The organism is Pseudomonas sp. MYb118 (assembly GCF_040947875.1).
Taxonomy (GTDB): domain Bacteria; phylum Pseudomonadota; class Gammaproteobacteria; order Pseudomonadales; family Pseudomonadaceae; genus Aquipseudomonas.
Window position 1 is genome coordinate 340,296 of record NZ_JBFRXN010000003.1, and the last position, 22,198, is coordinate 362,493.

A 22,198-nucleotide genomic window follows, 5' to 3' on the forward strand; every position below is an offset into this window, starting at 1 on the left:
CAACCGCAAGGAGCTTCACCATGACTGCATCGCAAACCCTGCCACAGGCTCAACGTCAACGCTGCGAAGTCTGGACCCGCGTGATGGGCTACCACCGTCCGGTGTCGGCGTTCAACCCGGGCAAACAGTCCGAGCACCGCGAGCGCGTGCACTTCACCGAGTGCTCGGCATCGGCCGGGCGTCAATGAGTCGAGTGATCCGGGTCGGGGGCATGGTGCCCCTGACCACCATCGACTATCCGGGGCAACTCGCCTGTGTGTTGTTCTGCCAGGGGTGTGCCTGGCGTTGTCGGTACTGCCATAACCCGCAACTGATCCCGCCTCGGGGCACCGAGGAAGTGGATTGGCGGCGGGTTATCGCGTTTCTGCAACGCCGTCAGGATCTGCTCGATGCGGTGGTGTTCAGTGGTGGCGAGCCGACCTTGCAGGATTGCCTGCCCGCGGCCATGGATGAGGTGCGGGCGATGGGGTTTCGCATCGGTTTGCACAGTGCCGGGATCAAGCCGGCGGCCTTTGCCAAGGCGCTGGCCGGTGCCGATTGGGTGGGCTTCGACGTCAAGGCGTTGGCCGAGGATTGTGAGTCGGTCACTCAGGTTGCGGGCAGCGGCAGGGCTAATTGGCGCAGCCTGGAGCATCTGCTGGCCAGCGGTGTGGACTATGAATGTCGCACCACGGTGCATTGGCATCTTTTTCAGCCTGAGCGGCTGTTGATGCTGGCGCAGCGTTTGAGTGGGCTTGGGGTCAAGCGGTTTGCTGTGCAACTGGTGCGTACCGAACGGATGTTTGATCCGCTGTTGTCGAGTGTTTCGGCCCAGGAGTTGTTGCCTGAGTTGTGGGACGCGATGCGTGAGTTGTTTCCGGTGTTTGTCTTGCGCGGTTGAGCGTGGCGCTCCTAAAGGTTGGGCGGGGCCCTTGTGGGAGCGGGCTTGCCCGCGATGGTCGTGAACGATGACGCGGGCTGACTGAATGTCCGCGGTTCGACGTCTCGACGTGCTCGCTCCTTGGTTCGGCGGGGTCCTTGTGGGAGCGAGCCTGCTCGCGATGGCTGTCTTTCGGGTGTACATATCTGTTGCTCCCTTACGGCGGGTTACTTTGGCTCTGTAGGAGCGAGCTTGCTCGCGATGGCGGCCTTACGGGTGTACATATCCATTTCTGCGGTAACGGCCCGCTTAAGGTTCCGCCCTTACGGCGGGTGACTTTGGCTCTGTAGGAGCGGGCTTGCCCGCGATGGCGGCCTTACGGTGTACATATCCCTTTCTGCGGTAACGGCCCGCTTAAGGTTCCGCCCTTACGGCGGGTGACTTTGGCTCTGTAGGAGCGAGCTTGCTCGCGATGGCGGCCTTACAGGTGTACATATCCATTTCTGCGGTAACGGCTGCTCAAGGTTCCGCCCTTACGGCGGGTTACTTTGTCGCGCCAAAGTCACCAAAACGCCCGGCCCCTGACGTACGGCCCTTCGCTGGCGCTCCGGGTTCCCTCGCTCCGGTCCTGCTCCGTGGGCGCGCCGCCATCGGCCATCCTTGGCCGAGGGCGGCTAACCCGGCATCCATGCCGGGTTGCCCACTGCGCAGAACCTCCACTCGGCCTTCCGACGGGGCAATCTGTGGCGCCTGTGGGATCGCGGTTTTGGTTCTGTAGGAGCGGGCTTGCCCGCGATGGCGGCCTTACGGTGTACATATCCATTTCTGCGGTAACGGCCCGCTTAAGGTTCCGCCCTTACGGCGGGTGACTTTGGAGCGCCAAAGTCACCAAAACGCCACGCCCCTGACGTACGGCCCTTCGCTGGCGCTCAGGGTTCCCTCGCTCCGGTCCTGCTCCGTGGGCGCGCCGCCATCGGCCATCCTTGGCCGAGGGCGGCTAACCCGGCATCCATGCCGGGTTGCCCACTGCGCAGAACCTCCACTCGGCCTTCCGACGGGGCAATCTGTGGCGCCTGTTGGATCGTGGCTCTGTTTCTGTTTCTGTAGGAGCGAGCATGCTCGCGATGGTCGTTAACGATGACGCGGGCTGTCTGGATGCCCGCGGTGTCTGGTCCACCATCGCGAGCAGGCTCGCTCCCACAGAGGGTCGTGTGCCTTCAGGAAATTAGGCCCACCCCCAAAATTGCAGCCACCAGCCGTAGCCGATCAATCCACTGGCGAGTATCAGGCAGGTGCCGGCGGTTAGGAGCTTTGGCATGGTCAGGTTTTGTCGGCGCAGGCGCTTGTGGCCCAGCAGCAGGCTCCAAGCCATTGCTGCGAGAAGCAGCGCGGCCCTGGCCGGTTGTATCCATTCCAGCAGCAAGCCTTCATAACGCAGCAGTTTGACTGTGGTTGCAGACAGCCCGAGAAACAGCCCGGCACCACCCAGAGGGGTGAGGGTCAGCGCCAGGGGCCAATACAGGGTGCGATCTCCCGCCAGGCTTGCGGCCAGGCGCAGGAGTAGCAGCAATGCGGTGCCGAGCACCAACGAGCTCAACCCCAGGTAAGCGATGATGCTGAACCCGTCGAGCCAGCTGAAACTGTCGTTGAGCTGCGGGTAATGGGTCAGCAGCCACCAGGGTGCGTTGTCTTGCAGGGCCCACAGGTGATTGTGTTCCACCAGCCATTGCGCCAGGCCTTGCTTGAGGGTGATGAACCAGGGGCTGACTGTCCACTGGAAGGCGCCCATGGCCAGGCCGATCACGCCGAACAGCAACAAGCGCACGTCCCACACCGAAACACTCTGGGCGGTTGAATCGAGGATTTCCTGGTTGCTCGAGCGGGCGATCAACTGCACAGCGCCCCGTTGTCCGCTGCAACGCCCGCAGGCATGGCAGTCGCTGGCGCCGCGCAGGCGGCGGATGTCCAGCAGTGGCGCGCAGTTGGGCGGTGGCAGGCGTGGTGCGCTGTTTTGCACCCAGAGTTGTTCATCGACCTGAAAGTGCACCGGTGCCAGGCGGGCGAGCAGGGCGAATACGCCGCTGACCGGGCACAGGTAGCGGCACCAGATGCGCTTGCCGCGTGCGAACAACAAGCCTACCACCACCGCCGCCACGGTCGAACCACCGAGAATCAGCAGCGCCGCCTGCGCGTAGTCGTAGACGCTGATCAGTTGCCCATACAGCGTGGTCAGGCAGAACGCCAGGGTCGGCCAGCCGCCCCAGCGCACCCAGCGTGGCACGCCCATGCCTTTGCCGTACTGGCTGGCCCACTCGCTGAGCGAGCCTTCCGGACACAGCACGCCACACCAGAGCCGACCGAACAGCACGATCGACAGCAACACGAACGGCCACCAGATGCCCCAGAACAGAAACTGCGCGAACAGCGTCAGGTTATCGAGCATGCGTGCCTGGCTGTCCGGCAGCGGCAGCAGCGCCGGGACCACCAGCAACAGCGCATAGAACAGCACGACAAACCACTGCACCGCACGGATGACCGCCCCGTGGCGACGCATGCCGTCCCCCAGGCGTTGCAGCCAGCGATTGCGCCAGGTCAGTTCAGGCATGGCACTTTTTCCGCGCTGCGCCGCCGCAGCCAGCCGCCGACCAGCAACCAGTAGCCGGCCCACGCCAGCACGCTCAGGGCGCTGGGCGTGGCGCGGTAACCGGCGAAGCTGGCGAGGAAGGCACCGATGCCGTGGCTGTCGCCGAGCAGGGCGCTGCTGTCCCACAGCGGGTCACCGGCGAGGCTGTAGACCCATTCCGGCACGTCCATCGCCAGCAGTTGGCCGCCGATGCGTTCGACACCACTGACCAGCAGCGCCGCGCCGAGCATCAGCAGGATGGTTTCGCTCACGGCAAAGAAGCGCCGCCACGAGATGAACCGGCGGCTGCCGTGCAGCAGTATGATGGTCAGCGCCGACAGCACCAGGCCGAACGCGCCGCCGATGGCGAACAGGCCCAGTTCGGGCCCGCGCAGTTGCGCCCCGGCGCCATAGAGAAAGACCACGGTTTCACTGCCTTCACGGCTGACCGCCAGCAGTGCCAGCAGCATCAGGCCCCAGCCACCCTGGCTGGATATTTTGCTGTCGGCATCGCGCAACAGATCCTGCTTGAGCGTGCGCCCGTGCCGGTGCATCCAGCTGACCATCTGCACGATCAACAAGCTGGCGATCAGCGCCAGTGCGGCCTGGAACCATTCGCTGGCCGGCCCGCTCATGGCGTTGCCGGCCAACAGGATCAGCCCGGCCAGGACGCCGGAGAACAGCAGCCCCAGCACCACGCCGGCCCAGAGAAACTTGACCAGCCGGCTGCCTTGGTGCTGCTGGCTGATCCAGGCCTGGAGAATGCCGATCACCAGCAGCGCCTCGACGCTTTCCCGCCAGACAATGAACATGGATTGATTCATGAAAGCTCCGGGTTATTTCGCGACGATGCTGCCTTCGGGCAACTGCATGTTGAACTCGTCGAAGAACGGGTATTGGCCGGGTTTGAGCGGGTGAATCACCACGAACGTGGTGACCCCCGCCGACAACACTTTCTCCACCCGCAACGGCGTGCTTTCGAATTCGGCAGGCCCCTGGCCGATGTTCTTCAGGACGATCTTGAAGCGCTGTCCCGCCGGCACCTCGAGCACGGCGGGGGTGAAGTGGCCGTCGTTGAGGCTCAGTTCATAGGTCGGCAGTTCGGCGTAGGCCGTCAGCGGCGCCAGGGCTGCGGCCAACAGCACGGCCAGCGGCAGGCGTTTCATCTCAGTAGCCGCCTTTTTTACCGATGCCGGCGTAGACGAACTCGTAGTTCAGCTCACACTTTTCGAACCAAGGGGCGACGCCGGTTTCCTTGTCGGTGTGACGGCCCAGGGCGGCGTGACCGCTCGGTGGCAGGACGCTGAAAGTCAGTTGGTATTTGCCCGGGCCGAGCAATTTGACGTTGTCGCCGTAGTGCGGCCCGTCGTTGGCTACCATGGCGTGGAATTCACCCTTGAGTTCCTGGTCGCCGCCGACCTTTTTCAGCTTGAACGAGACATTGAGGTAGGGCACGAAGCTGCCTTCCTGGAAGCCGTTGCGGTTGTCTGCGGTGGCGCGGATATCTGCTTCCAGGTGCACGTCGGAATCAGCGGTGGCGCGCATCATGCCGGCTGGTTCCATTTCAATCGGCTGCAAATACACCGCCCCGACCTCCAGCCCCGCGCACTCCTGCGGCGAACCGATCGGGTATTCCTTCGCGTGGGCCAGCGGGGCGAGCAGGAGCAGGGCGAGTGACAGCGAGAACGGGGTACGCATGGTGACTTCCTGGGAACGTTCGAGTAGGAACCCGAGTCTAGGAAGCTTTGCTGCGAACAATAATGATTGTTATCAAGTTTTGAGTATTTAAACCGCAGGTTCCTCGCGCCGGCGGATTCGTTCGGCGCGCTCCACGCTTTGGGTCATGCGGTCGGCGGCGTGAATCGTCAGCGGGTGCTGGGTGAAACCGGGCCTCGGTGAAATGAATTCGGCCATTTCCCGGGCCACTTCCCGCTGGCGTTCCGAGCCTTCGGCCAGCAGGGCGATCACCAGGTTTTCCAGGGCGATCACCCGCACGCGCAGGTGCACCAGTTCGGCGTTGGTCAGGGCGGGCGGGGCGGTGAAGGCTTCGTTCTGGGTAACGTCCTGGTCGTCCCAGGTGGACAGCGTCGGTGGATTCTGGGTGGCAGGGTTCTTGTTGAGCATCACGACTCTCCGGTCAGTATCAGGCGAGACAAGCTTAGCCTGAGGATGATGAACAGTGGAGGTCGGCCGGGTGCCAATTCTTGATATGCATCAAGGCCGGCTCAGGTTCGAGGTTGTAGGGTGGGAATGCGCCCATTTGAAGATCGGAGATCGGCATGGCCAAGCATTTCCCCGTCAATCCCAGTCACCCCGAACGTATTTGCTGGGGGTGTGACCGGTATTGTCCGGCGAAGTCACTGGCCTGCGGCAACGGCGCCGACCGTACGATGCACCCGGTGGAGATGTTCGGCGAGGATTGGGCCGAACCCAATGACTGGGGGATCGACGCGGTGATTGCAACGGACGCCGGCGTCGAACCGGCCAAGGATGATTCGACGGCCTGAGTCGTCAGTAAAAAATTGAACTATTTCAATGAGTAAATGCCGCTATTTGAGCGGCATTTTTTATGCCTGTACATTGGCGGATGGCTATCGGACGAAGCGTTGGTTTGTTCGACATTGGCGATGCATTTGTACAAGTTTACGCGCATGCTTGAGTTACACTGCCGCAAACACTCGCGTCAGACGCCTTCCAGTGGCGCCGCGGGTCATTTTTACACCCGATGAAGATCAGCAGAGGGACCAGCGTTGAATCAGCTTAAACGTCTTGAAAGTGGAATCGACGGCCTCGATACCCTGTTGAAGGGAGGCCTGATTGCCGGCGCGTCCTACATCATTCAAGGACGGCCAGGCTCGGGCAAGACCATCCTGGCGAATCAGATTGGTTTCAACCATATCCAGCGCGGCGGGCGCGTGCTGTTCGCGACCCTGCTGGCGGAGCCGCATGATCGGCTCTTTCAGTTCCTTTCGACCTTGAGCTTCTTCGACGAGGCCCAGGTCAACCAGAACATCCAGTTCGTCAGCGCCTTCGACACCCTGGAAAACGACGGGCTGGACGCGGTGGTCAAGCTATTGCGCCGCGAGATCAGCCGACAGAAATCCAGCCTGCTGATTCTGGACGGGCTGCTCAACGCGCGCTCCAAGGCCGAGTCGCCGCTGGATACCAAGCAATTCATTTCCGAGTTGCAGGGCCATGCGGCGTTTGCCGGTTGCACCGTGCTGTTCCTGACCAGCTCGCAGCTCGATGACGGCAGCCCCGAACACACGATGGTGGACGGCGTCATCGAGATGGGCGAAGAGTCGGTGGCCTTGAAGACGGTGCGCCGCATCAGGCTGCGCAAGACCCGCGGCAGTGGCGCCATTGCCGGCCCGCACGAATTCGAAATCACCGAAAACGGCATCACCGTGTATCCGCGTATCGAAAGCCTGCTCACGGGCCCGGCGCTGGTCGACAGCGGTGATTTCCACCTGATCAGCAGTGGCATCCCCACACTGGATGCGCGGATCGGTGGCGGGTTGGTGTCTTCTTCGGTGACGCTGATCATGGGGCCGTCGGGCGCGGGCAAAACATCGTTGGGCGCCCAGTTTCTCGCCGGTGCCACACCGGATGCGCCGGGTCTGTACTTCGGTTTTCACGAGTCGCCTTCACGGCTGCGGATGAAGGCCTTGGCGTTGGGCCATGACCTTGCCGCGCTGGAAAATTCCGGCGCGCTGCACTTGTCCTGGAACTCGGCGTCGGCAGGTCTGATTGATCGCCTTGCCTACGACCTGCTCTACATCGTCAAGGAGAAAGGCATCAAGCGTGTGTTCATCGACAGCTTGCTGGCCATGGCCCGTGTTGCCGTCGATCAGAGCCGCGTGCTTGAGATCTTCACGGCGGTCCTGGGCGAGTTGCGCTCGCGGGACGTCACCGTCCTGGCGACCTGGGAAATCCAGCATCTGTTCAATGACCGACCGATCATTTCCGCGCCCGAGCTGTCGGGTGTCATGGATAACCTGCTGCTGATCCAGTTCGGTTACAAAGAGATCGAACTTCAACGCCAGCTCTCCATTCTCAAGGTCAGAGACAACGCTTATGACCCCTCGCTGCTCGAAGTCGTGATGGGCAACGCCGGAATCGAATTGAAGAAGGCCTGAAAATGCGAATGGCAATGAGTGGGCGGCCAAGGTGTGTATTTCGCTCGAGATGTTCGGGGCCGACCTGGGATATAAGCGAAATATGACCACTATCCTGATCGTCGACGACGAATACCTGATCGCAGATATCCTGAGCTTCGCGCTGGAGGACGAAGGCTTCCTGACCGTAACGGCCGGCAGCGCCTTGAAAGCGCTCGACATCCTCGACCGCGAGCGGCCGGACCTGATCATCACCGACTTCATGATGCCGGGGATGACAGGGCTCGAGTTTGCCGAATCCATCAAGGCCAAAGATCAGTTCAGCGCCATCCCCATCATGCTCATGAGCGGCGCACAGGCACACCTGGCCAACGAGCGAAGCGACCTGTTCGTCAGCGTGTTCGCCAAGCCCTTTACGATTGATGCAGTGATTGCCAGCGTCAAGGCGATGCTTGAGCCTTGAGTGGCAGGCGGATGAACGCCTATCGCGAGCAGGCTCGCTCCCACAGATTTGATCTTGATTTTCTGTAGGAGCGAGCTTGCTCGCGATGGACGTCAACGATGACGCGGGCCGTCTGCACTCCCGCGGTGTCTGGACTACCATCGCGAGCAAGCTCGCTCCTACAGGTAAAACCCAGTCCGCTTATGATCTTCTGTGGGAGCGAGCCTGCTCGCGATAGTCGTCAACGATAACGCTGGCCGTCAGCATGCCCGCGGTGTTTGGACCACCATCGCGAGCAGGCTCGCTCCCACAGTTATCTCAGTAAATCACCCGCTTCGCCGCCGTGCGGATGTGCGTGCTGTACAGCGTCAGGCCGGTGAAGGCCAGGCCGCCGACCAGGTTGCCCAGGACCGTGGGGATTTCGTTCCAGATCATGTAGTCCATGATCGAGAAGTTGCCGCCCATGATCATCGCGGAGGGGAACAGGAACATGTTCACCACCGAATGCTCGAAGCCCATGAAGAAGAACAGCATGATCGGCATCCACATGGCGATCACCTTGCCGCTGACCGAGGTGGAGATCATCGCGCCCACCACGCCCATCGAGACCATCCAGTTGCACAGCATGCCGCGCAGGAAAATCGAGATCCAGCCGGCCACGCCGTAGTGCGCGTAGCCCAGGGTGCGGGCCTCGCCGATGCTGGCGATCTTTTCCCCCACGGCACCCGGTGCGGTGTTGAAGCCGTAGGTGAAGATGAACGCCATCATGAACGCAACGGTCAGTGCACCGGCGAAGTTGCCGAGAAACACCAGCCCCCAGTTCTGCAACACCCGGTTGACCGTGACGCCCGGACGCTTGTCCAGCAGCGCCAGGGGCGTGAGCACGAACACGCCGGTGAGCAGATCGAAACCCATCAGGTAGAGCATGGAAAAGCCCACCGGGAACAACACCGCACCCAGCAGCGGCGAGCCGGTCTGCACGGCGATGGTGACCGCGAACACCGCCGCCAGGGCGAGGATCGCGCCCGCCATGTAGGCGCGGATCAAGGTGTCACGGGTGGACATGTGGATCTTCGATTCACCGGCATCGACCATTTTGGTGACGAACTCGAACGGCAATAGATAAGACATTGGTTGATCCCTTTGGCGAGCGTTGCGAGAAGGTGAAGCCGTTACCAGGAGCGGTAAGGCAGGAATTTGCCGTTGAGGGTCACCAGCACGCGGTCGCCCTTGGGGTCTTCGATCTTGTCGACGTGCATGGAGAAGTCGATGGCGCTCATGATGCCGTCACCGAATTTTTCCTGGATCACGTCTTTCAACGTCGGGCCGTACACGCCCACCAATTCGTACAGGCGATAGATCAGCGGGTCCTGTGGAATGGCCTGGTCCCAGCCCTTGGTCGGGAACACGGTCATCGCGGCCGCCACCTCGTCGCCCAGCTCCAGCGCCTGGCAGATACGCGCCGCCACGTCTGCTGGCGCGCTGTTCATGCCGTAGCAGACCGAAGCGACCCATACCGGGGCTTTCTGCGCGGCGTCGGCCAGGGCGTCCCAGCTCAGGTTCAGACGGGCCTTGGCGGCCATGATGGTGTGATGCATTTCGATTTTGTTCATGGGGGGCTCTCATTCATTGGGATTGGAATGGGCAAAAGTGCTTTTTTCTGATTACCCCATAGCGAGAGTTGTGCCAGTTTTTGTTTTCTCTATAACTTATTGATAGTTAACAGAAATATTCGTCTGTTGATGGATTCTTTGGCTGACGATATTTCGTAAATTACGAAATTTGGTGAAATAAATAACGAAAGTTCGTATTTTCTGATCGTTGATTTTTCACCTTGCCGAGTATTCGAAGATGACCAGCGCCGGTTTTGCCGATGAAGCGATCGAACACGCCAGCCAGGCGATGCTGGTGGTCGATCCGCAGACCGATTCAATGGTGCGGGTCAACGCCGCCGCCCTTGCGCTGCTGGGGTGCAGCCGCGAATCGGCGCAGCGTTTCAGTCACTTTCTCGGTGAGGGCCTGTCACTGTGGGTCAGCTTCAGCGATGAGGCGCTGACCCAGGGGCAGGCCTGGTCGGATGACCTGGTGCTGGTTGACCTGAGCCGCCGCCAGCACCCGGTGGAGGTTAGCGCCACAGCGTTGGCCGATGGCCGCAGCCTCCTGTTCACCCTGCAACGCCGAGACCTTTTGGAGACCCGTCGTAACCGTTCGGAGGCGCGTCGCCAGCATCGCCTCGGCCACGTTGGCTGGGAGCGCATTTCCCAGGTGTTCGAGCGGATCGAGCAGCAGAACCGGCTGATCCTCGGGGCGGTCGGCGAGGGCATCTACGGGCTTGACTCCAAGGGGCAGACCACCTTCATCAACCCGGCGGCCGAACGCATCCTCGGCTGGAGTGCTGCCGACATGGTCGGTCACGACGCCCACCAGTTGTTCCACCACAGTCACCGCGATGGCAGCTGCTTTGCGGTTCAGGAATGCCCGATCCATGCCTCGTTCAGCGATGGTCAGGTGCATCGGGTCGATCACGAAGTGTTTTGGCACAAGAACGGCGAAGCCATTGCCGTCGAGTACACCAGCACGCCCATTTTCGAGATGGGCCGGCTGGTGGGCGCGGTGGTGCTGTTTCGCGACATTCGCGAACGCCAGCGCGCCGAGCAGCGCTTGCGCGAGGCGCTCAATGAGGTCGAACAGCTCAAGCAGCGCCTGGAGGTGGAAAACCAGTACCTTCAGGAAGAGATCAAGGCCGAACGCAATCACCATGAAATCGTCGGCGAAAGCCCGGCGGTCCTGCACTTGATCCGCCAGATCGAACTGGTGGCGCCGACCGATGCCAACGTGCTGATCAACGGTGAGTCCGGCACCGGCAAAGAGCTGATCGCGCGGGCCATTCACGCCAGCAGCCGACGCCGGGATCGCCCGCTGATACGGGTCAATTGCGCGGCCATTCCCAGGGACTTGTTCGAGAGCGAGTTTTTCGGCCACGTCAAAGGCGCCTTCACCGGCGCGGTGAATGCGCGCATGGGGCGTTTCGAGCTGGCCGATGGCGGCACGCTGTTTCTCGACGAGGTCGGTGAAATTCCCCTGGAGTTGCAGAGCAAGTTGCTGCGGGTGCTCCAGGATCAACAGTTCGAACGGGTGGGCGACAACGTCACGCGGGCGGTGGATGTGCGGGTCATCGCCGCCACCAACCGCGACCTGCGCGCGATGATTGCGGCGGGTGGCTTTCGTGAGGACCTGTATTTTCGTCTGAACGTGTTCCCCGTTCGCTCTGTGCCGCTGCGTGAACGCATCGACGACATTCCCCTGCTGGCCAGCCATTTCCTGCGGCGTGCCTCGCTGGCATTCAACAAGACCGGGGTGCGCCTGCCGTTGGCGCAGGTTGAACTGCTGAAGCGCTACTCGTGGCCGGGCAACATTCGCGAGCTGGAGAATGTGATCGAGCGGCAGATGATCGTTTCCCAGGACGGACGTCTGCATTTCGACGATCTGCTGACGACCGGTGCGCGGGTCCAGGCTCCGGTCCGCACGGAATCTACCCAGGCGAGCGAGCCGGTTGCCGATGAGCTGCTTCAACAGCAATTGCGCGCCAATGCACTGGCGATGCTCAAGCGCACGGGTGGCAAAGTATCCGGGGAGGGCGGGGCGGCGCAGTTGCTGGGGCTTAAGCCGACGACCCTGGCGTCGAGGCTGCGCAAATGGGGAATAGATCCGCGGGATTACAAACCGAAGCGAATCAATCTGTAGGAGCGAGCTTGCTCGCGAAAAGACAGCCCAGACACCGAGGCATCCAGACAACCCGCGTCATCGTTAACGCCCATCGCGAGCAAGCCCGCTCCCACAAAGGACAGCGCATCCCCCTGTAGGAGCGAGCTTGCTCGCGAAAAGGCAGCCCAGACACCGCAGGCATCCAGGCAGCCCGCGTTATCGTTAGCGACCATCGCGAGTAAACTCGCTCCTACAGGGGGATGCGGTCCTGCTTGCTCGCGATGGTCTTCAACGATAACGCGGTGTCGGCTTCAATCTCGCCGTGTACGCCCCTGATAGATGGGGTCCCACTCGACGCTGTTGGGGCTTGGTGCCGGGACAGGGCCGGAAACATCATCATGGTGGCCGTAGATCTCGGTGTGTCGCCACATTTGGTTCGCTTCAGCGCAGAGGACTACACCAGCGGCGAAGCCTGCAATTTCATCACCACAGGTGGAGATGTAAATGGCCGCGGGGGCATACCCCGGCTGCATATGATGATGCACGATGGCCAGGAACTGGTCCGCCGTAATGTTGAGGGTAGGCCCCTCATTCCCGATGGTGGTGTTGGTCCCGTGCGCGACGACGACGATGACCGCACCTGCTGGAATATTCAGGCTGTGTTGCTGGTTGATCTGATTCCAGGTGTAACGCGCGTTTTCGGGAACCCAGCCGGCACTGAGCGGCGTGCCCACGATGTCATCATCGGTGCTCATTTCAAAGACGATAATCATGATTCATTCCTCATGGTTGAGTGTTCACTTCCCTGTGCATGATCAGCGACTGCCTTTCACCGCGTTGTCGAGTTTCGCCTTGATGCCCGCCACAATCCCATCGCCGTCGAACGAATCCTGCCCCACGGCCTCCAGCGGCTTGACCGTGTTCGTCGGTGCGCTGGCTGCGATGGCCTGGAGCTTGTCGTCGATGGCTTTGAGGCGTGCGTTCAATGCGTCGCTGATGCCCAGGAACTTGGCCAGCGCCGTGAGGTAGTCGTCTTTGGTCGGGTCCAGTTTGCCCACCGCGTCGTCAACCTTGAGCAATTGATTGCGCATCGACTGTTTCTGATTTTCATAGGCCTGCAGGTCGCTCAGCTTGCTCATGGCCTTGCCCTCCTTGATCGAGAAGCGGACCTCGAACAGGAACAGGTTCTGAATGATGGTTTCGTCGCTGCAGAACTCCTTGCGGTGGTAGGAGTTCTCCACCACGGTAATGAACAGGGTCATCCCGGGGGCCAGCATCTTTTCATCGCTCTTGACCGAGATGTTGGTCGAGGTAGTCGAGCCGATGCTGGACAAGAGTGCCTGAACGGCGTCGAACGCGGCGTTGGCGATCAACAGGTCCAGGTTGGACATGGCCGCGATGGCGGCGGTGACCTCGGCTTTTGGCTGCGTGTCCTTCTTCGCACCATCAGGTAACTTGCCGCCGAAAATCGCCGTGCGACACGAGTCGATCATGGTGTTGATCGACTTCAGCGACCATTCACTGGCCGTGGTCAGGTGTCGGTAGCTGCTGGCAATCATCAAGGCGTCATCGCCGTATTTGCTGTAGTGCTCCTTGACTCTGGTGTTCAGGGCCGCCGTTTCTACGGCCATGCTCTTGTCGAGGTCTGCACGCATTTGGTCAACGTAGGCCTGAAATTTTGCATTCAGCTTCGTTTGTTGTTCGATCGTATTTGACTGTCCCATGTCTAGCTCCAAGTGTGAGTTGATATCAACCTTTCTTGTGCGCTACTGCCACTTCCGTTTTCCTTGAACGCATCGAAAAAGGTGACAGCCAAAATATCAATCCGCACGCCGTTTGGCTCAACTAATTCGCATTGAGCGCCGTGCAAGGTTTCGTGCATTCGCTTGCGCAGCGCTCAAAGCCGATGGGACTCGATGGCGCCCAGAAACTGCTCCAGGTGCACGATGGCCGCCTCCGGAAGGCTGGCCAGGGATTTGCGTACGTGTTGGCCCCGCGAAGTCTGGACACTGCGATGCATGTCCATGGTGCCGCGCCCCAGCAGCAACCAGTCGGAAGACACATCCAGCAGTTCACACAGGGCGATGGTGTTTTCGACTGTCAACTTGCCGTTCTTGCGCCAGCGGCTGACTGCACTTTCGGTCACGTTCAGCGCAACGGCGACGGCGTACAGCTTTGACAGGTTGCGTTGTTCCATGGCTTCACAGATTCGTACTCCAAGTGTCGTTTGCATATGTCCATCCATTGAACAGGGGGAATTGGATGATTGACTGTATGCAATGAAATACCTGTGAGTGGCGCCCTCAAATCCAGGGCGTCAGGACCATTACCGCCAGTGGCAAAGCCACACCTGCCAGTAAGGTCTGACTGGCGATGATGCCGGCCATCAGCGGTGCGTCTCCGCCCAGTTGACGCGCCATGATGTAGGACGATGAAGCGGTGGGCAGGGCCTGGAACACCAGCGCGGCGATGGCGGCCTTGCCGTCCAGCCCGGCGATGCGGCAGGCGACCAGGGTGACCACGGGCATCAGCAGAAACTTGAAGACCGACGAGTAGGCCACCGGCCGCACCCAACTGCGCATGGCGCCCAGCTCCAGGGCGGCGCCCACGCAGAGCAATCCCAGCGGCAGGGAGGCCATGCCCAACGCCTTGATCGCCGGTTCGATGCCGACGGGCAGGCCCAGGTGCAACGCTTGCAGCAGGATCCCGCCAAAGCAGGCCAGCACCAGCGGATTGAGGGCCAGTTGCCGGGCCACCTTGGCCGCCGACATCCTGCCGCCCGCGCCATATCGGGCGAACACCAGCACACACAGAATGTTCACGGTCGGCACGATCGCCGCGTTGGCCACGGCCGCCAGCGCGATGCCCTGGGCGCCGAACAGACCGGCCACCGCAGAGACGCCGACGTAATTGTTGAAGCGCACACCGCCCTGGAACACCGAGGTGAACGCCGGGTCATCGGCACCGAGAAACCGGCGCGCACCGAGCAGCAGCGCGGCCACGGTCAGTGTCGAAAATACCAGCGCGGTGATCATGCCCTGTACGGGAACGTTATCCAGTTTGGCGGTGGACAGACCGTGCAGGAACAGCGCCGGCAGCAGTACGTAATACCCCAGGCGCTCGGCCTGCGCCCAGAAGCTGTCGGCCAGAAACTGACTGTGCCGCAGCCATGCCCCCAGGGCGATGAGCACGGCGATGGGCACCAGGGCGAGTAACAGCTCGGCAATCATGAGCGCCCCTCCGACAGAGGGGGCGGGCAATCAATGGATCGACAAAGGTGTGGAGCGAACGTCGGGGTGTGCATGGGACCTGCCATTGGCGTCTGGACAGGTACCACGATAAGAACTGCCAACCAGAAATAAAAACGATTAAAAATCCACGGATCAACAAGTATTTCTCATGGGTCGTCAGGCCGATGTTTGCTTTTGAATGACATTGGCCAAGGCGGTCGCCAGTCGCCCGCGCGGGCGATCTTCCCGTTCGAGCAGCACCACGTGGCGCATCCGCTGGGGCGAACCGAACGGGCGGATCTCAAGCTGGTCGAGCTGTTCGAGGTTGCGGCTCGACAGCGGAACCACCGCCACGCCCAATCCACGGGTGACCATCTGGATAATTGCTTCCTGGCTGTCCAGTTCCATGGTGGTCTGCACGCGCAGGCGCATGCGCCGCAGGTCACGTTCGATGGTGCGCCCGGCCCAGGCGCGACGGTCAAAACGAATGAAGGGTTGCTGCTCCAGCAATTGCCGGGTGTCCAGGCCGGCCAGGGCAATGGGCGCAATGATCCAGAACCCTTCTTCGTAAAGCGTCGTGCTCACCAGGCCATAGGGGTGCGGTTTGACCGGCTCGGTGGTGATCGCCACGTCGATTTCACCGGCTTCTACCCGAGTGGCCAGGTCGGCGGACATGCCGGAGGCGACGGTGATGCGCAGGTGCGGGTGCTCGACGCCCAGAGTAGCCAGTGCCTGGGGCAGGATGCTGGTCAGTGCGGTGGGGATCACGCCCAGTTTCAGCCGGCCGCGCAGTTCGTTGTCGCCGCCGATTTCCGAAGCGATGCTGTCGTACAGGGCGACGATCTCCCGCGCACGTTCGACGGCCACATGCCCGGCATCGGTGAGCACCGGCAGTCGTCGTGAGCGATCGAACAGCGAGGTGTTGAACTCTTCTTCCAGGGACTTGATATGCAGGCTGACCGCCGATTGCGTGAGGTGCACGCTCTGGGCAGCCTGGACGAACGAGCCGTGTTGAGCGATGGCCAGCAGGGTACGAAGCGCGCGTAAGGACATAGAGGCAGACTTGTCGGCGAAGGGGTGCCGGGGATTGTGTCAGACCCCGGCGGCCACGACGACTGGCAAAGTAGCGGGCGCTCCTTTCGGCCGAGGCGCGCACCGTTCGTCAAATGTGTGGCACTTGCGTGAGGTTGCCGTTTCTGACGTTTAACCACCGCCCCTTCATACGGAGAGCCCGCATGGACATCGACGAAAATGCCCCCGGCAACCGATCACAGCAGGAAGTCACTCGCACGACGGACAACGAAACCGGACACGACCCCAAGCGGGATAACCCCGAGGTGCCGTTGCCTGCCGACGACGAAGCGCCCATCGAAGAAGACATGAGCGACGTAGAGGCCAACAACTCGGTCTCGAGCGAGCATCCCGAGCCTCGTTGAGGTTGCGGCGCGTCCTTGCGCCCGCGGGTGTCAGAAGCTGTACCTGGCCGTCAGCATCAGGTTGCGTGGCGCACCGTAGCTGTCGCCGCCGTATTGGGTGGAAGTGCTTATCGACTGGTAATAGTCGCGGTCAAAAATGTTGTTGGCGTTGAGTTGCAGGTCCAGGTTGCGGTTGACCTCGTAGCCGGCCATCAGATCCGTGGTCGCGTAACTACCTTGCTGGAGTCGGTATTCGCTGCCATCGGCCAACTCGATATCGTTGTACATGCGGCTCTGCCAGTACACGCTGCCACCCACGCGCAGTTTTTCCAGCGGCCCCTGGAAGCGGTAGCTGGTGGTCAGCTTGAACAGGTGTTCGGGGGTGTCGGTGTCGAAGCGCTGGTTGACGTTTTGCGGGTTGGCGTCGTCCTTGAGCGTGTGTACGCGGGCGTAGGTGTAGCCACCGCCGAGCTGCCAGTTCTCGGTGAGCGCACCTTGCAGTTCGAGGTCGATACCCTGGCTGCGAATCTCGCCGGAAGGCTCATAGCACGAGCTCTGTGGGCAGGTCGGCACGAAAATCTGCACGGCGCGGTTTTCCTGGTCGACGCGGAACACCGCCAGGCTCGCGTTCAGCGCACCGTTGAAGTACTCACCCTTGATGCCGACCTCGTAGTTCTTGCCAACGATAGGCTTGACCGGGGTGCCCGAGGTGTTCTTTTCACTTTGCGGTGTGAAGATGTCGCTGTAGCTGGCGTAGACCGAGTGGTGCTCGTCCAGATCGTAGATCAGCCCGGCGTAGCGGGTGACGTTGCGGGTGACTTTGTAATCGCCCTCGGCATCGCGGTTGTCGTAGTCGTACCAGTCCAGGCGTCCGCCGAGAATCAGCTTCAACGGGTCGGCCAGACTCAGGCGGGTAGTGGCATACACGCCGTCCTGGGTAGTGATTTCACGCACACGATCGGTACGCGTGAAGTTCGGCTTGCCGGCATTGATGGGCCAGTTCATGTCGTAAGGGTCGTAGTTCTGCGTGGTCATGTCGTAGATGCGCTTGCTCGCGCCCAGGACCAGTTCGTGAGTACGGCCGAAGGCCTGGAAGGGACCGCTGAGGAAACTGTCCAGGCCGGTCTGATTCTCATCGTAGGTCGCCTGCCAGACCGTGCGTTCCAGTGTGGTGCCGTCCCAGCGCGACTGATAGGAGCCGCTGAACAGTCCGTTCTGTTCGGCGTAGTTGGCGTTGACCTGCAGCTTCCAGTCATTGGCGAGGTTATGGCGGATCTCGGCGAACACCGTGTTGACTTCCTGGTCCTTGTTCTCCCACGACGTGCCGGGGTTGTACGAACGCGGCAGGTTCAGGTGGTGGCCGTCGAGGCCGATCATCGACGAGCCCCAGAAGTAGTTGGTCTTGTCCTTCTGATGCGAAAAACCGAGGGTCAGGGTGGTGTCTTCGCTGAGGTCGGCTTCGGTGATCGCATAGAACAGCCCGTGATTTTCCTCGGCATCGTCGATGAAACTGTTGGAATCGCGATACGACGTCACGACCCGGCCGCGCAATGTGCCGCTGTCGTTGAGTGGGCTGGAGGCATCGACTTCGCCCCGGTAGTCATCCCAACTGCCAGCGGCGCCGGTCAGGGTGACTTTTTGCTCGGCCAGTGGTCGCTTGCGCACCAGGTTGATGGCGGCCGACGGGTTACCCGCGCCGGTCACCAGGCCGGTCGCGCCACGGACGATTTCCACTCGGTCGAACATCGCCAGGTTCGGTTGCACGCCCACCGACCAGCCCTGATAGCCGCTGGGGATGCCGTCATACATCAGGTTGTCGATGTCAAAACCGCGCGCCGAATACTTCTGCCGGCCGGGGCCATCGGAAGTGGAGAGGTACAGCCCGGGCGTGTTCTTGACCACGTCGTTGACGCTGGTCATCGCTTGGTCGTCCATGCGCTGGCGGGTGATCACGGTGACGGCTTGAGGTGTTTCGCGCATGGTCAGCGGTAGCTTGGTGGCGGTCGACATGGCTCCGGTGGTGTAGGACGTGGTGCCCTCAGTGGTGCTGCCCAGTTGCATGCTGGTGATTTCGGTTGCGCCCAGTTCCAGGGTGGCCGGTTTGGCATCTTCCTGTACCGCGCTGCTGTCATCGGCCATGGCCGGGGAGAGAGTTGCCATGCAGATGGCCATGGCCAACAGATCACGTGACGGTTTGAAACAGCGCAGCGGGGTGGGGCGCGACATGGGTGAGGTCCTGAGCAGTTTGTATAAATACGAATACAAATGAGAAGTGTTACTAATCATTCTGTCAGTATTTGTCGTTGCACAAAAGCTTGGCGCACGAAAAAATCACCCAGTCCGCACTGATTACCTCCGCGGCGCCGTCCAAGTACTTCAGCCGCCAAGGATCAATAACAATGTTCAAGTGCCTGATTATCAATGGAAAGCCGCTGCCGGCGGACCTTTCGCCGGTGATGGTGCCCTGGTGGAGCTTCACCAAAACCGTGCTGGCTGCTGCGGCGTTGTGTCTCGTGCGCGATGGCAGGATCGGGCTCGACGAAAGGGTTGAGGAGGGCCCCTTTACCCTCAGGCAACTGCTCAACCACCAGGCCGGCCTGGCGGACTACTCGGAACTCAAGGACTACCATGCCGCCGTTGCGGCACACCATGCACCCTGGCCTGCTGAAGAAATGCTGCAACGTCTCGATGCCTCCCGGTTGCGCTACGAGCCGGGGGCGGGCTGGCGATATTCCAATGTCGGCTATCTGTGGGTGGTCAGGCTGATCGAGCGGGTAACCGGGCAAAGCCTGGAAGAGGCGCTGACCCAGCGGGTATTCCGCCCCCTCGGCTTGACTCGGGTGCAGTTAGCGAAAACCCCTGAGGATTTGCGCGAAGTGCGTCCGCCCTCCATGGCTACTTATCACCCAGGCTGGGTCTATCACGGCTTGCTGGTGGGGCCCCTGTGTGAAGCTGCGCTTTTGCTCGATTCACTGCTGGCTGGCCGGTTGCTGCCATCGGCGCTGCTGGAAGACATGCAGGACGCAATCGTGCTCGGCGGCCCCATTCCCGGAAGACCGTGGGCCACGCCCGGTTATGGCCTGGGCCTGATGGTGGGCGGGACGAACAGCGGCCACCGGCTGGTCGGGCACACCGGTGGCGGGCTAGGCAGTGTTGTCGCCGTGTACCGATGCAGCCAGGGTGATCAGGTTGCGACCTGTGCGGTGTTCAGCGAGGGGCATGACGAGGGCGCGGTGGAGTCCGAGGCGCTGACGCAGCTCCTGGGGGCGCTGAGTGTGGACGAAAAAACGGAGTGAATCGGCTGGGCCGTTCACTCCGGGGTTGAAGTTGCACCCTGTTTGCCGAGCTGTCACGGCAGCGCAACGAGCTCGATCTGGGCGCCCCAGGGTGTCAGGAAGTAGAACCATTGCACGCCATCCGGGTTGGTGATGGGGTCGTTCAGCACGGTTAATCCCCGGGCCTTGACCACCTTCAGGCTTTGCGCGATGTCGCCGGTCTTGAGGGCGAAATGGCTGGCGCCGATATCGTCTTCATGGGGCTGTTCAGGGTTGATCTCCTGGCCGCGATACTGGAACAGCTCTACCTTGGCGCCGCCGTTGAGTTGCAGCATGACAAAGCGTTCCAGTTCGCTGGATTGATGCCAGCGGAACCGGGTCTTCCACTCGGCCGGAATGTTGCCGGGCCGGATGTCGGAGATCACTGTCGCGCCGATCAGATCGGAGAAGAATGCCACCGCCGAGTCGATGTCGGGCACGTTCATGCCGATGTGGTCGATGGCGGCTGTCTGCAGCATTTCAGGCCTCGCGGTTGTAGCGGTCGGGGCAGCGGCTTGCGCCAGGGTGGCGGTGGCGAGGGTCAGTGCCGTCAGCATGAGTTTTACAGTTCCCATGGTGTTGAGTGTCCTTGTGAGTGGAGGGGCGCGGCAGCACACGGGCTGCCGCGCTCGGATCAGATTTGCGCCTGACCGCCATCGACGAACAGCTCGATGCCGTTGACGAAGCTCGCGTCACTGGAGGCGAGGAACAGCGCCGCGTTGGCGATTTCTTCCGGTTCGCCGACACGTCCCATCGGGATCTGCGAGGCCAGGTAATCCAGCAGGCCTTGCTGCTGCGCGGCGTCGGGACCTGCCAGGTCGACCAGGCCCGGTGTGCGAGTGGCACCAGGGCTGATGGTGTTGATGCGCACGTTGCGGTCCTTGAGGTCGAGGATCCAGTTGCGGGCGAAGGAGCGCACCGCCGCCTTGGACGCCGAGTACACACTGAAGGCCGGGGTGCCGGAGCTGCCCGCCGTGGAGCCGGTGAGAATCACCGAGGCATGGTTGGCCAGCAGGGGCAGCGCCTTCTGCACGGTGAACAGCACGCCCTTGACGTTGCGGTCGAAGGTGTCGTCGAAGTGCTGCTCGGTGATCTCACCCATCGGCAGCATCGAACCGCCGCCGGCGTTGGCGAACAACACGTCGAGGTGGCCGTGTTCGGCGCGGATTTTTTCGTACAGCGCATCCAGTTGTTCGAGCTTGGTCGAGTCCACTTGTACACCGGTGGCGTTGCCGACCAGGGCGACTGCCGCGTCCAGCTCAGCCTGGCGACGGCCAGTGATGTAGACGTGCGCGCCTTCCTCGGCGAAGCGTTTGGCGGTGGCCAGGCCGATGCCGCTGGTGCCGCCGGTGACGAGTGCGATTTTGCCGTTGAGTTTGCCGTTCATTTCGATGTTCTCCAGTTGGGTAGTTCGTTGTGATGGGAGAAGCGTATCGACGATCGGAAAGTTTCAAAATAGAATTGTCAGAAACCCATCGTTGCAGAAATGAAATGAGCAAATTACCGGACTTTGAAGGCCTGGCGATGTTCGCCAAAGTGGCGGAGGAGGGCTCGTTCGCCGCCGCAGCGCGCCTTATGGGCGTCTCGGTGCCCACGGTGTCGCGGGCCGTGGCGCGGCTGGAGGAGCGACTGGGCGGGCGCTTGTTCAACCGAACTTCGCGTCAGTTGTCGCTCACCGAGTTCGGCCTGAGCATGGCGGCCAAGGCTGGCGACATCTATCGCCAGGCCGAAGAGGTGGAGAGCGAAGCCCAGGAACTGTCCGTGCAGCCGCGCGGCCAGGTGCGCCTGGCCGTGCCGATGTCATTCGGCCTGCGCTGGGTGGCGCCACTGATGCCCAAGCTGATGCGCTTGTACCCGGAGCTTTCTATCGACCTGCACTTGTCCGACGCCTCGGTGGACCTGATCGCCGACGGCTTCGACGCGGCGCTGCGCATCGCGGCACTGCCGGATTCATCGCTGGTAGCCCGACGAATCTGCGCGGTCACCCAGTTGTTGGTGGCGTCCCCGGGCTACCTCAAGGAACACGGCCGGCCGGAACACCCGCGCGAACTGGCCCAGCGCCAATGCCTGAGCTACGCCTACCGCGCGCGTACCCAAGTGTGGCGGTTCACTCACGAAAACGGTGCCGAAGAAGACGTGGTGCCCAACGGCCCGCTGCGGGTGACCAACTCGGATGCGATGATCCCGGCGCTGCTGGAAGGGCTGGCCATCTCTGAACTGCCGGAGTTCATGGCCAGCGAGTACCTGGCCGACGGGCGCCTGGAGCACCTCTTGCCGCAATGGAGCATGACCCGCGGCGGGCTATACTTCGTTACGCCGTCGGCGCGTACCCGCCCGGTGAAGATCAGAGTGCTGTCGGACTTCTTTGCCGAGCACCTGGCCAATCCGGTCTGGCGCTGGCCGCAATAACGCGGGCTGGTATCAGTTCATATTTGAAACGATGGCTTTCTATCTTTGATGTTTTAGTGGGTAGGGCCCTTGGGTAAGGTTGC

24 protein-coding genes are annotated in these 22,198 nt (G+C 61.6%); 9 read left to right on the forward strand and 15 right to left on the reverse strand.

The window, feature by feature from the left end; translation table 11 throughout:
* Positions 1 to 20: 20 nt before the first annotated feature.
* Complete coding sequence (nrdD, locus tag ABVN20_RS22935) at positions 21 to 188, forward strand: anaerobic ribonucleoside-triphosphate reductase (protein WP_368558028.1); 168 nt, start codon at positions 21 to 23, stop codon at positions 186 to 188.
* Positions 185 to 880 (forward strand): anaerobic ribonucleoside-triphosphate reductase activating protein, encoded by a 696-nt coding sequence (locus tag ABVN20_RS22940; RefSeq protein WP_368558029.1) that lies wholly within the window; start codon positions 185 to 187, stop codon positions 878 to 880. Before nrdD ends, ABVN20_RS22940 begins: the two co-directional genes overlap by 4 nt.
* Before the next feature lie 1,204 nt (positions 881 to 2,084).
* Here the strand turns inward: ABVN20_RS22940 and ABVN20_RS22945 are convergent.
* The 5 genes from ABVN20_RS22945 to ABVN20_RS22965 all read right to left on the reverse strand — a co-directional run bounded on the left by ABVN20_RS22945 (position 2,085) and on the right by ABVN20_RS22965 (position 5,606).
* Positions 2,085 to 3,464: a 4Fe-4S binding protein gene (locus tag ABVN20_RS22945; protein WP_368558030.1), complete on the reverse strand. Its 1,380-nt coding sequence runs from the start codon at positions 3,462 to 3,464 to the stop codon at positions 2,085 to 2,087.
* Positions 3,452 to 4,306 (reverse strand): FTR1 family protein, encoded by an 855-nt coding sequence (locus ABVN20_RS22950; protein ID WP_368558031.1) that lies wholly within the window; start codon positions 4,304 to 4,306, stop codon positions 3,452 to 3,454. The genes ABVN20_RS22945 and ABVN20_RS22950 overlap by 13 nt, the downstream gene beginning before the upstream one ends.
* Positions 4,307 to 4,318: 12 nt before the next feature.
* A complete protein-coding gene (locus ABVN20_RS22955) occupies positions 4,319 to 4,648 on the reverse strand; it encodes a cupredoxin domain-containing protein (RefSeq protein ID WP_368558032.1) in 330 nt (109 codons plus the stop codon).
* Between the two features lies 1 nt (position 4,649).
* Complete coding sequence (locus tag ABVN20_RS22960; RefSeq protein ID WP_368558033.1) at positions 4,650 to 5,180, reverse strand: iron transporter; 531 nt, start codon at positions 5,178 to 5,180, stop codon at positions 4,650 to 4,652.
* Between the two features lie 87 nt (positions 5,181 to 5,267).
* Entirely contained in the window at positions 5,268 to 5,606 is a 339-nt protein-coding gene (locus tag ABVN20_RS22965; protein ID WP_368558034.1) for a hypothetical protein, read from the reverse strand.
* Between the two features lie 155 nt (positions 5,607 to 5,761).
* Here ABVN20_RS22965 and ABVN20_RS22970 point away from each other — a divergent pair, with 155 nt between their 5' ends.
* From ABVN20_RS22970 to ABVN20_RS22980, 3 genes are all read left to right on the forward strand, one after another.
* On the forward strand, positions 5,762 to 5,989 hold the full coding sequence (locus tag ABVN20_RS22970) for a DUF3079 domain-containing protein (RefSeq protein ID WP_368558035.1): 228 nt from the start codon (positions 5,762 to 5,764) through the stop codon (positions 5,987 to 5,989).
* A gap of 243 nt (positions 5,990 to 6,232) precedes the next feature.
* The gene (locus ABVN20_RS22975; RefSeq protein ID WP_368558036.1) at positions 6,233 to 7,621 is read left to right on the forward strand and encodes an ATPase domain-containing protein; all 1,389 of its coding nucleotides are present in this window, start codon (positions 6,233 to 6,235) and stop codon (positions 7,619 to 7,621) included.
* 82 nt (positions 7,622 to 7,703) lie between these two features.
* On the forward strand, positions 7,704 to 8,063 hold the full coding sequence (locus ABVN20_RS22980) for a response regulator (protein WP_368558703.1): 360 nt from the start codon (positions 7,704 to 7,706) through the stop codon (positions 8,061 to 8,063).
* 297 nt (positions 8,064 to 8,360) lie between these two features.
* On the opposite strand, the gene ABVN20_RS22985 is transcribed toward ABVN20_RS22980, so the two are convergent.
* Together ABVN20_RS22985 and cynS are read right to left on the reverse strand one after the other, a co-directional pair.
* Complete coding sequence (locus ABVN20_RS22985; protein WP_368558037.1) at positions 8,361 to 9,173, reverse strand: formate/nitrite transporter family protein; 813 nt, start codon at positions 9,171 to 9,173, stop codon at positions 8,361 to 8,363.
* Between the two features lie 41 nt (positions 9,174 to 9,214).
* Positions 9,215 to 9,655, reverse strand: coding sequence for a cyanase (cynS, locus tag ABVN20_RS22990; protein ID WP_368558039.1), 441 nt, complete (start codon positions 9,653 to 9,655; stop codon positions 9,215 to 9,217).
* Positions 9,656 to 9,893: 238 nt separating this feature from the next.
* Here cynS and ABVN20_RS22995 point away from each other — a divergent pair, with 238 nt between their 5' ends.
* Positions 9,894 to 11,786 (forward strand): sigma 54-interacting transcriptional regulator, encoded by a 1,893-nt coding sequence (locus tag ABVN20_RS22995; protein WP_368558040.1) that lies wholly within the window; start codon positions 9,894 to 9,896, stop codon positions 11,784 to 11,786.
* 272 nt (positions 11,787 to 12,058) lie between these two features.
* Here ABVN20_RS22995 and ABVN20_RS23000 read toward each other — a convergent pair whose 3' ends face one another.
* The 5 genes from ABVN20_RS23000 to ABVN20_RS23020 form a co-directional block, all read right to left on the reverse strand.
* A complete protein-coding gene (locus tag ABVN20_RS23000; protein ID WP_368558041.1) occupies positions 12,059 to 12,520 on the reverse strand; it encodes a hypothetical protein in 462 nt (153 codons plus the stop codon).
* A 42-nt stretch (positions 12,521 to 12,562) separates the two neighbouring features.
* Complete coding sequence (locus tag ABVN20_RS23005; protein ID WP_368558042.1) at positions 12,563 to 13,402, reverse strand: hypothetical protein; 840 nt, start codon at positions 13,400 to 13,402, stop codon at positions 12,563 to 12,565.
* A 242-nt stretch (positions 13,403 to 13,644) separates the two neighbouring features.
* Positions 13,645 to 13,980, reverse strand: a complete 336-nt coding sequence (locus ABVN20_RS23010; protein ID WP_368558043.1) for a helix-turn-helix domain-containing protein — start codon at positions 13,978 to 13,980, stop codon at positions 13,645 to 13,647.
* A gap of 70 nt (positions 13,981 to 14,050) precedes the next feature.
* Positions 14,051 to 14,977 (reverse strand): AEC family transporter, encoded by a 927-nt coding sequence (locus ABVN20_RS23015; protein ID WP_368558044.1) that lies wholly within the window; start codon positions 14,975 to 14,977, stop codon positions 14,051 to 14,053.
* 177 nt (positions 14,978 to 15,154) lie between these two features.
* The gene (locus tag ABVN20_RS23020) at positions 15,155 to 16,030 is read right to left on the reverse strand and encodes a LysR substrate-binding domain-containing protein (protein WP_368558045.1); all 876 of its coding nucleotides are present in this window, start codon (positions 16,028 to 16,030) and stop codon (positions 15,155 to 15,157) included.
* 182 nt (positions 16,031 to 16,212) lie between these two features.
* Between ABVN20_RS23020 and ABVN20_RS23025 the strand changes: the two genes are divergently transcribed.
* Positions 16,213 to 16,413: a hypothetical protein gene (locus ABVN20_RS23025; protein WP_368558046.1), complete on the forward strand. Its 201-nt coding sequence runs from the start codon at positions 16,213 to 16,215 to the stop codon at positions 16,411 to 16,413.
* 30 nt (positions 16,414 to 16,443) lie between these two features.
* On the opposite strand, the gene ABVN20_RS23030 is transcribed toward ABVN20_RS23025, so the two are convergent.
* Positions 16,444 to 18,618, reverse strand: a complete 2,175-nt coding sequence (locus ABVN20_RS23030; RefSeq protein ID WP_368558047.1) for a TonB-dependent siderophore receptor — start codon at positions 18,616 to 18,618, stop codon at positions 16,444 to 16,446.
* A 173-nt stretch (positions 18,619 to 18,791) separates the two neighbouring features.
* On the opposite strand from ABVN20_RS23030, the gene ABVN20_RS23035 reads away from it, so the two are divergent.
* Positions 18,792 to 19,688, forward strand: coding sequence for a serine hydrolase domain-containing protein (locus ABVN20_RS23035; protein WP_368558048.1), 897 nt, complete (start codon positions 18,792 to 18,794; stop codon positions 19,686 to 19,688).
* A 53-nt stretch (positions 19,689 to 19,741) separates the two neighbouring features.
* On the opposite strand, the gene ABVN20_RS23040 is transcribed toward ABVN20_RS23035, so the two are convergent.
* A complete protein-coding gene (locus ABVN20_RS23040) occupies positions 19,742 to 20,281 on the reverse strand; it encodes a VOC family protein (protein ID WP_368558049.1) in 540 nt (179 codons plus the stop codon).
* Positions 20,282 to 20,340: 59 nt separating this feature from the next.
* On the reverse strand, positions 20,341 to 21,093 hold the full coding sequence (locus ABVN20_RS23045; protein WP_368558050.1) for an SDR family NAD(P)-dependent oxidoreductase: 753 nt from the start codon (positions 21,091 to 21,093) through the stop codon (positions 20,341 to 20,343).
* Between the two features lie 104 nt (positions 21,094 to 21,197).
* Here ABVN20_RS23045 and ABVN20_RS23050 point away from each other — a divergent pair, with 104 nt between their 5' ends.
* Positions 21,198 to 22,115, forward strand: coding sequence for a LysR family transcriptional regulator (locus ABVN20_RS23050; protein ID WP_368558051.1), 918 nt, complete (start codon positions 21,198 to 21,200; stop codon positions 22,113 to 22,115).
* The last annotated feature ends 83 nt before the right edge of the window (positions 22,116 to 22,198 follow it).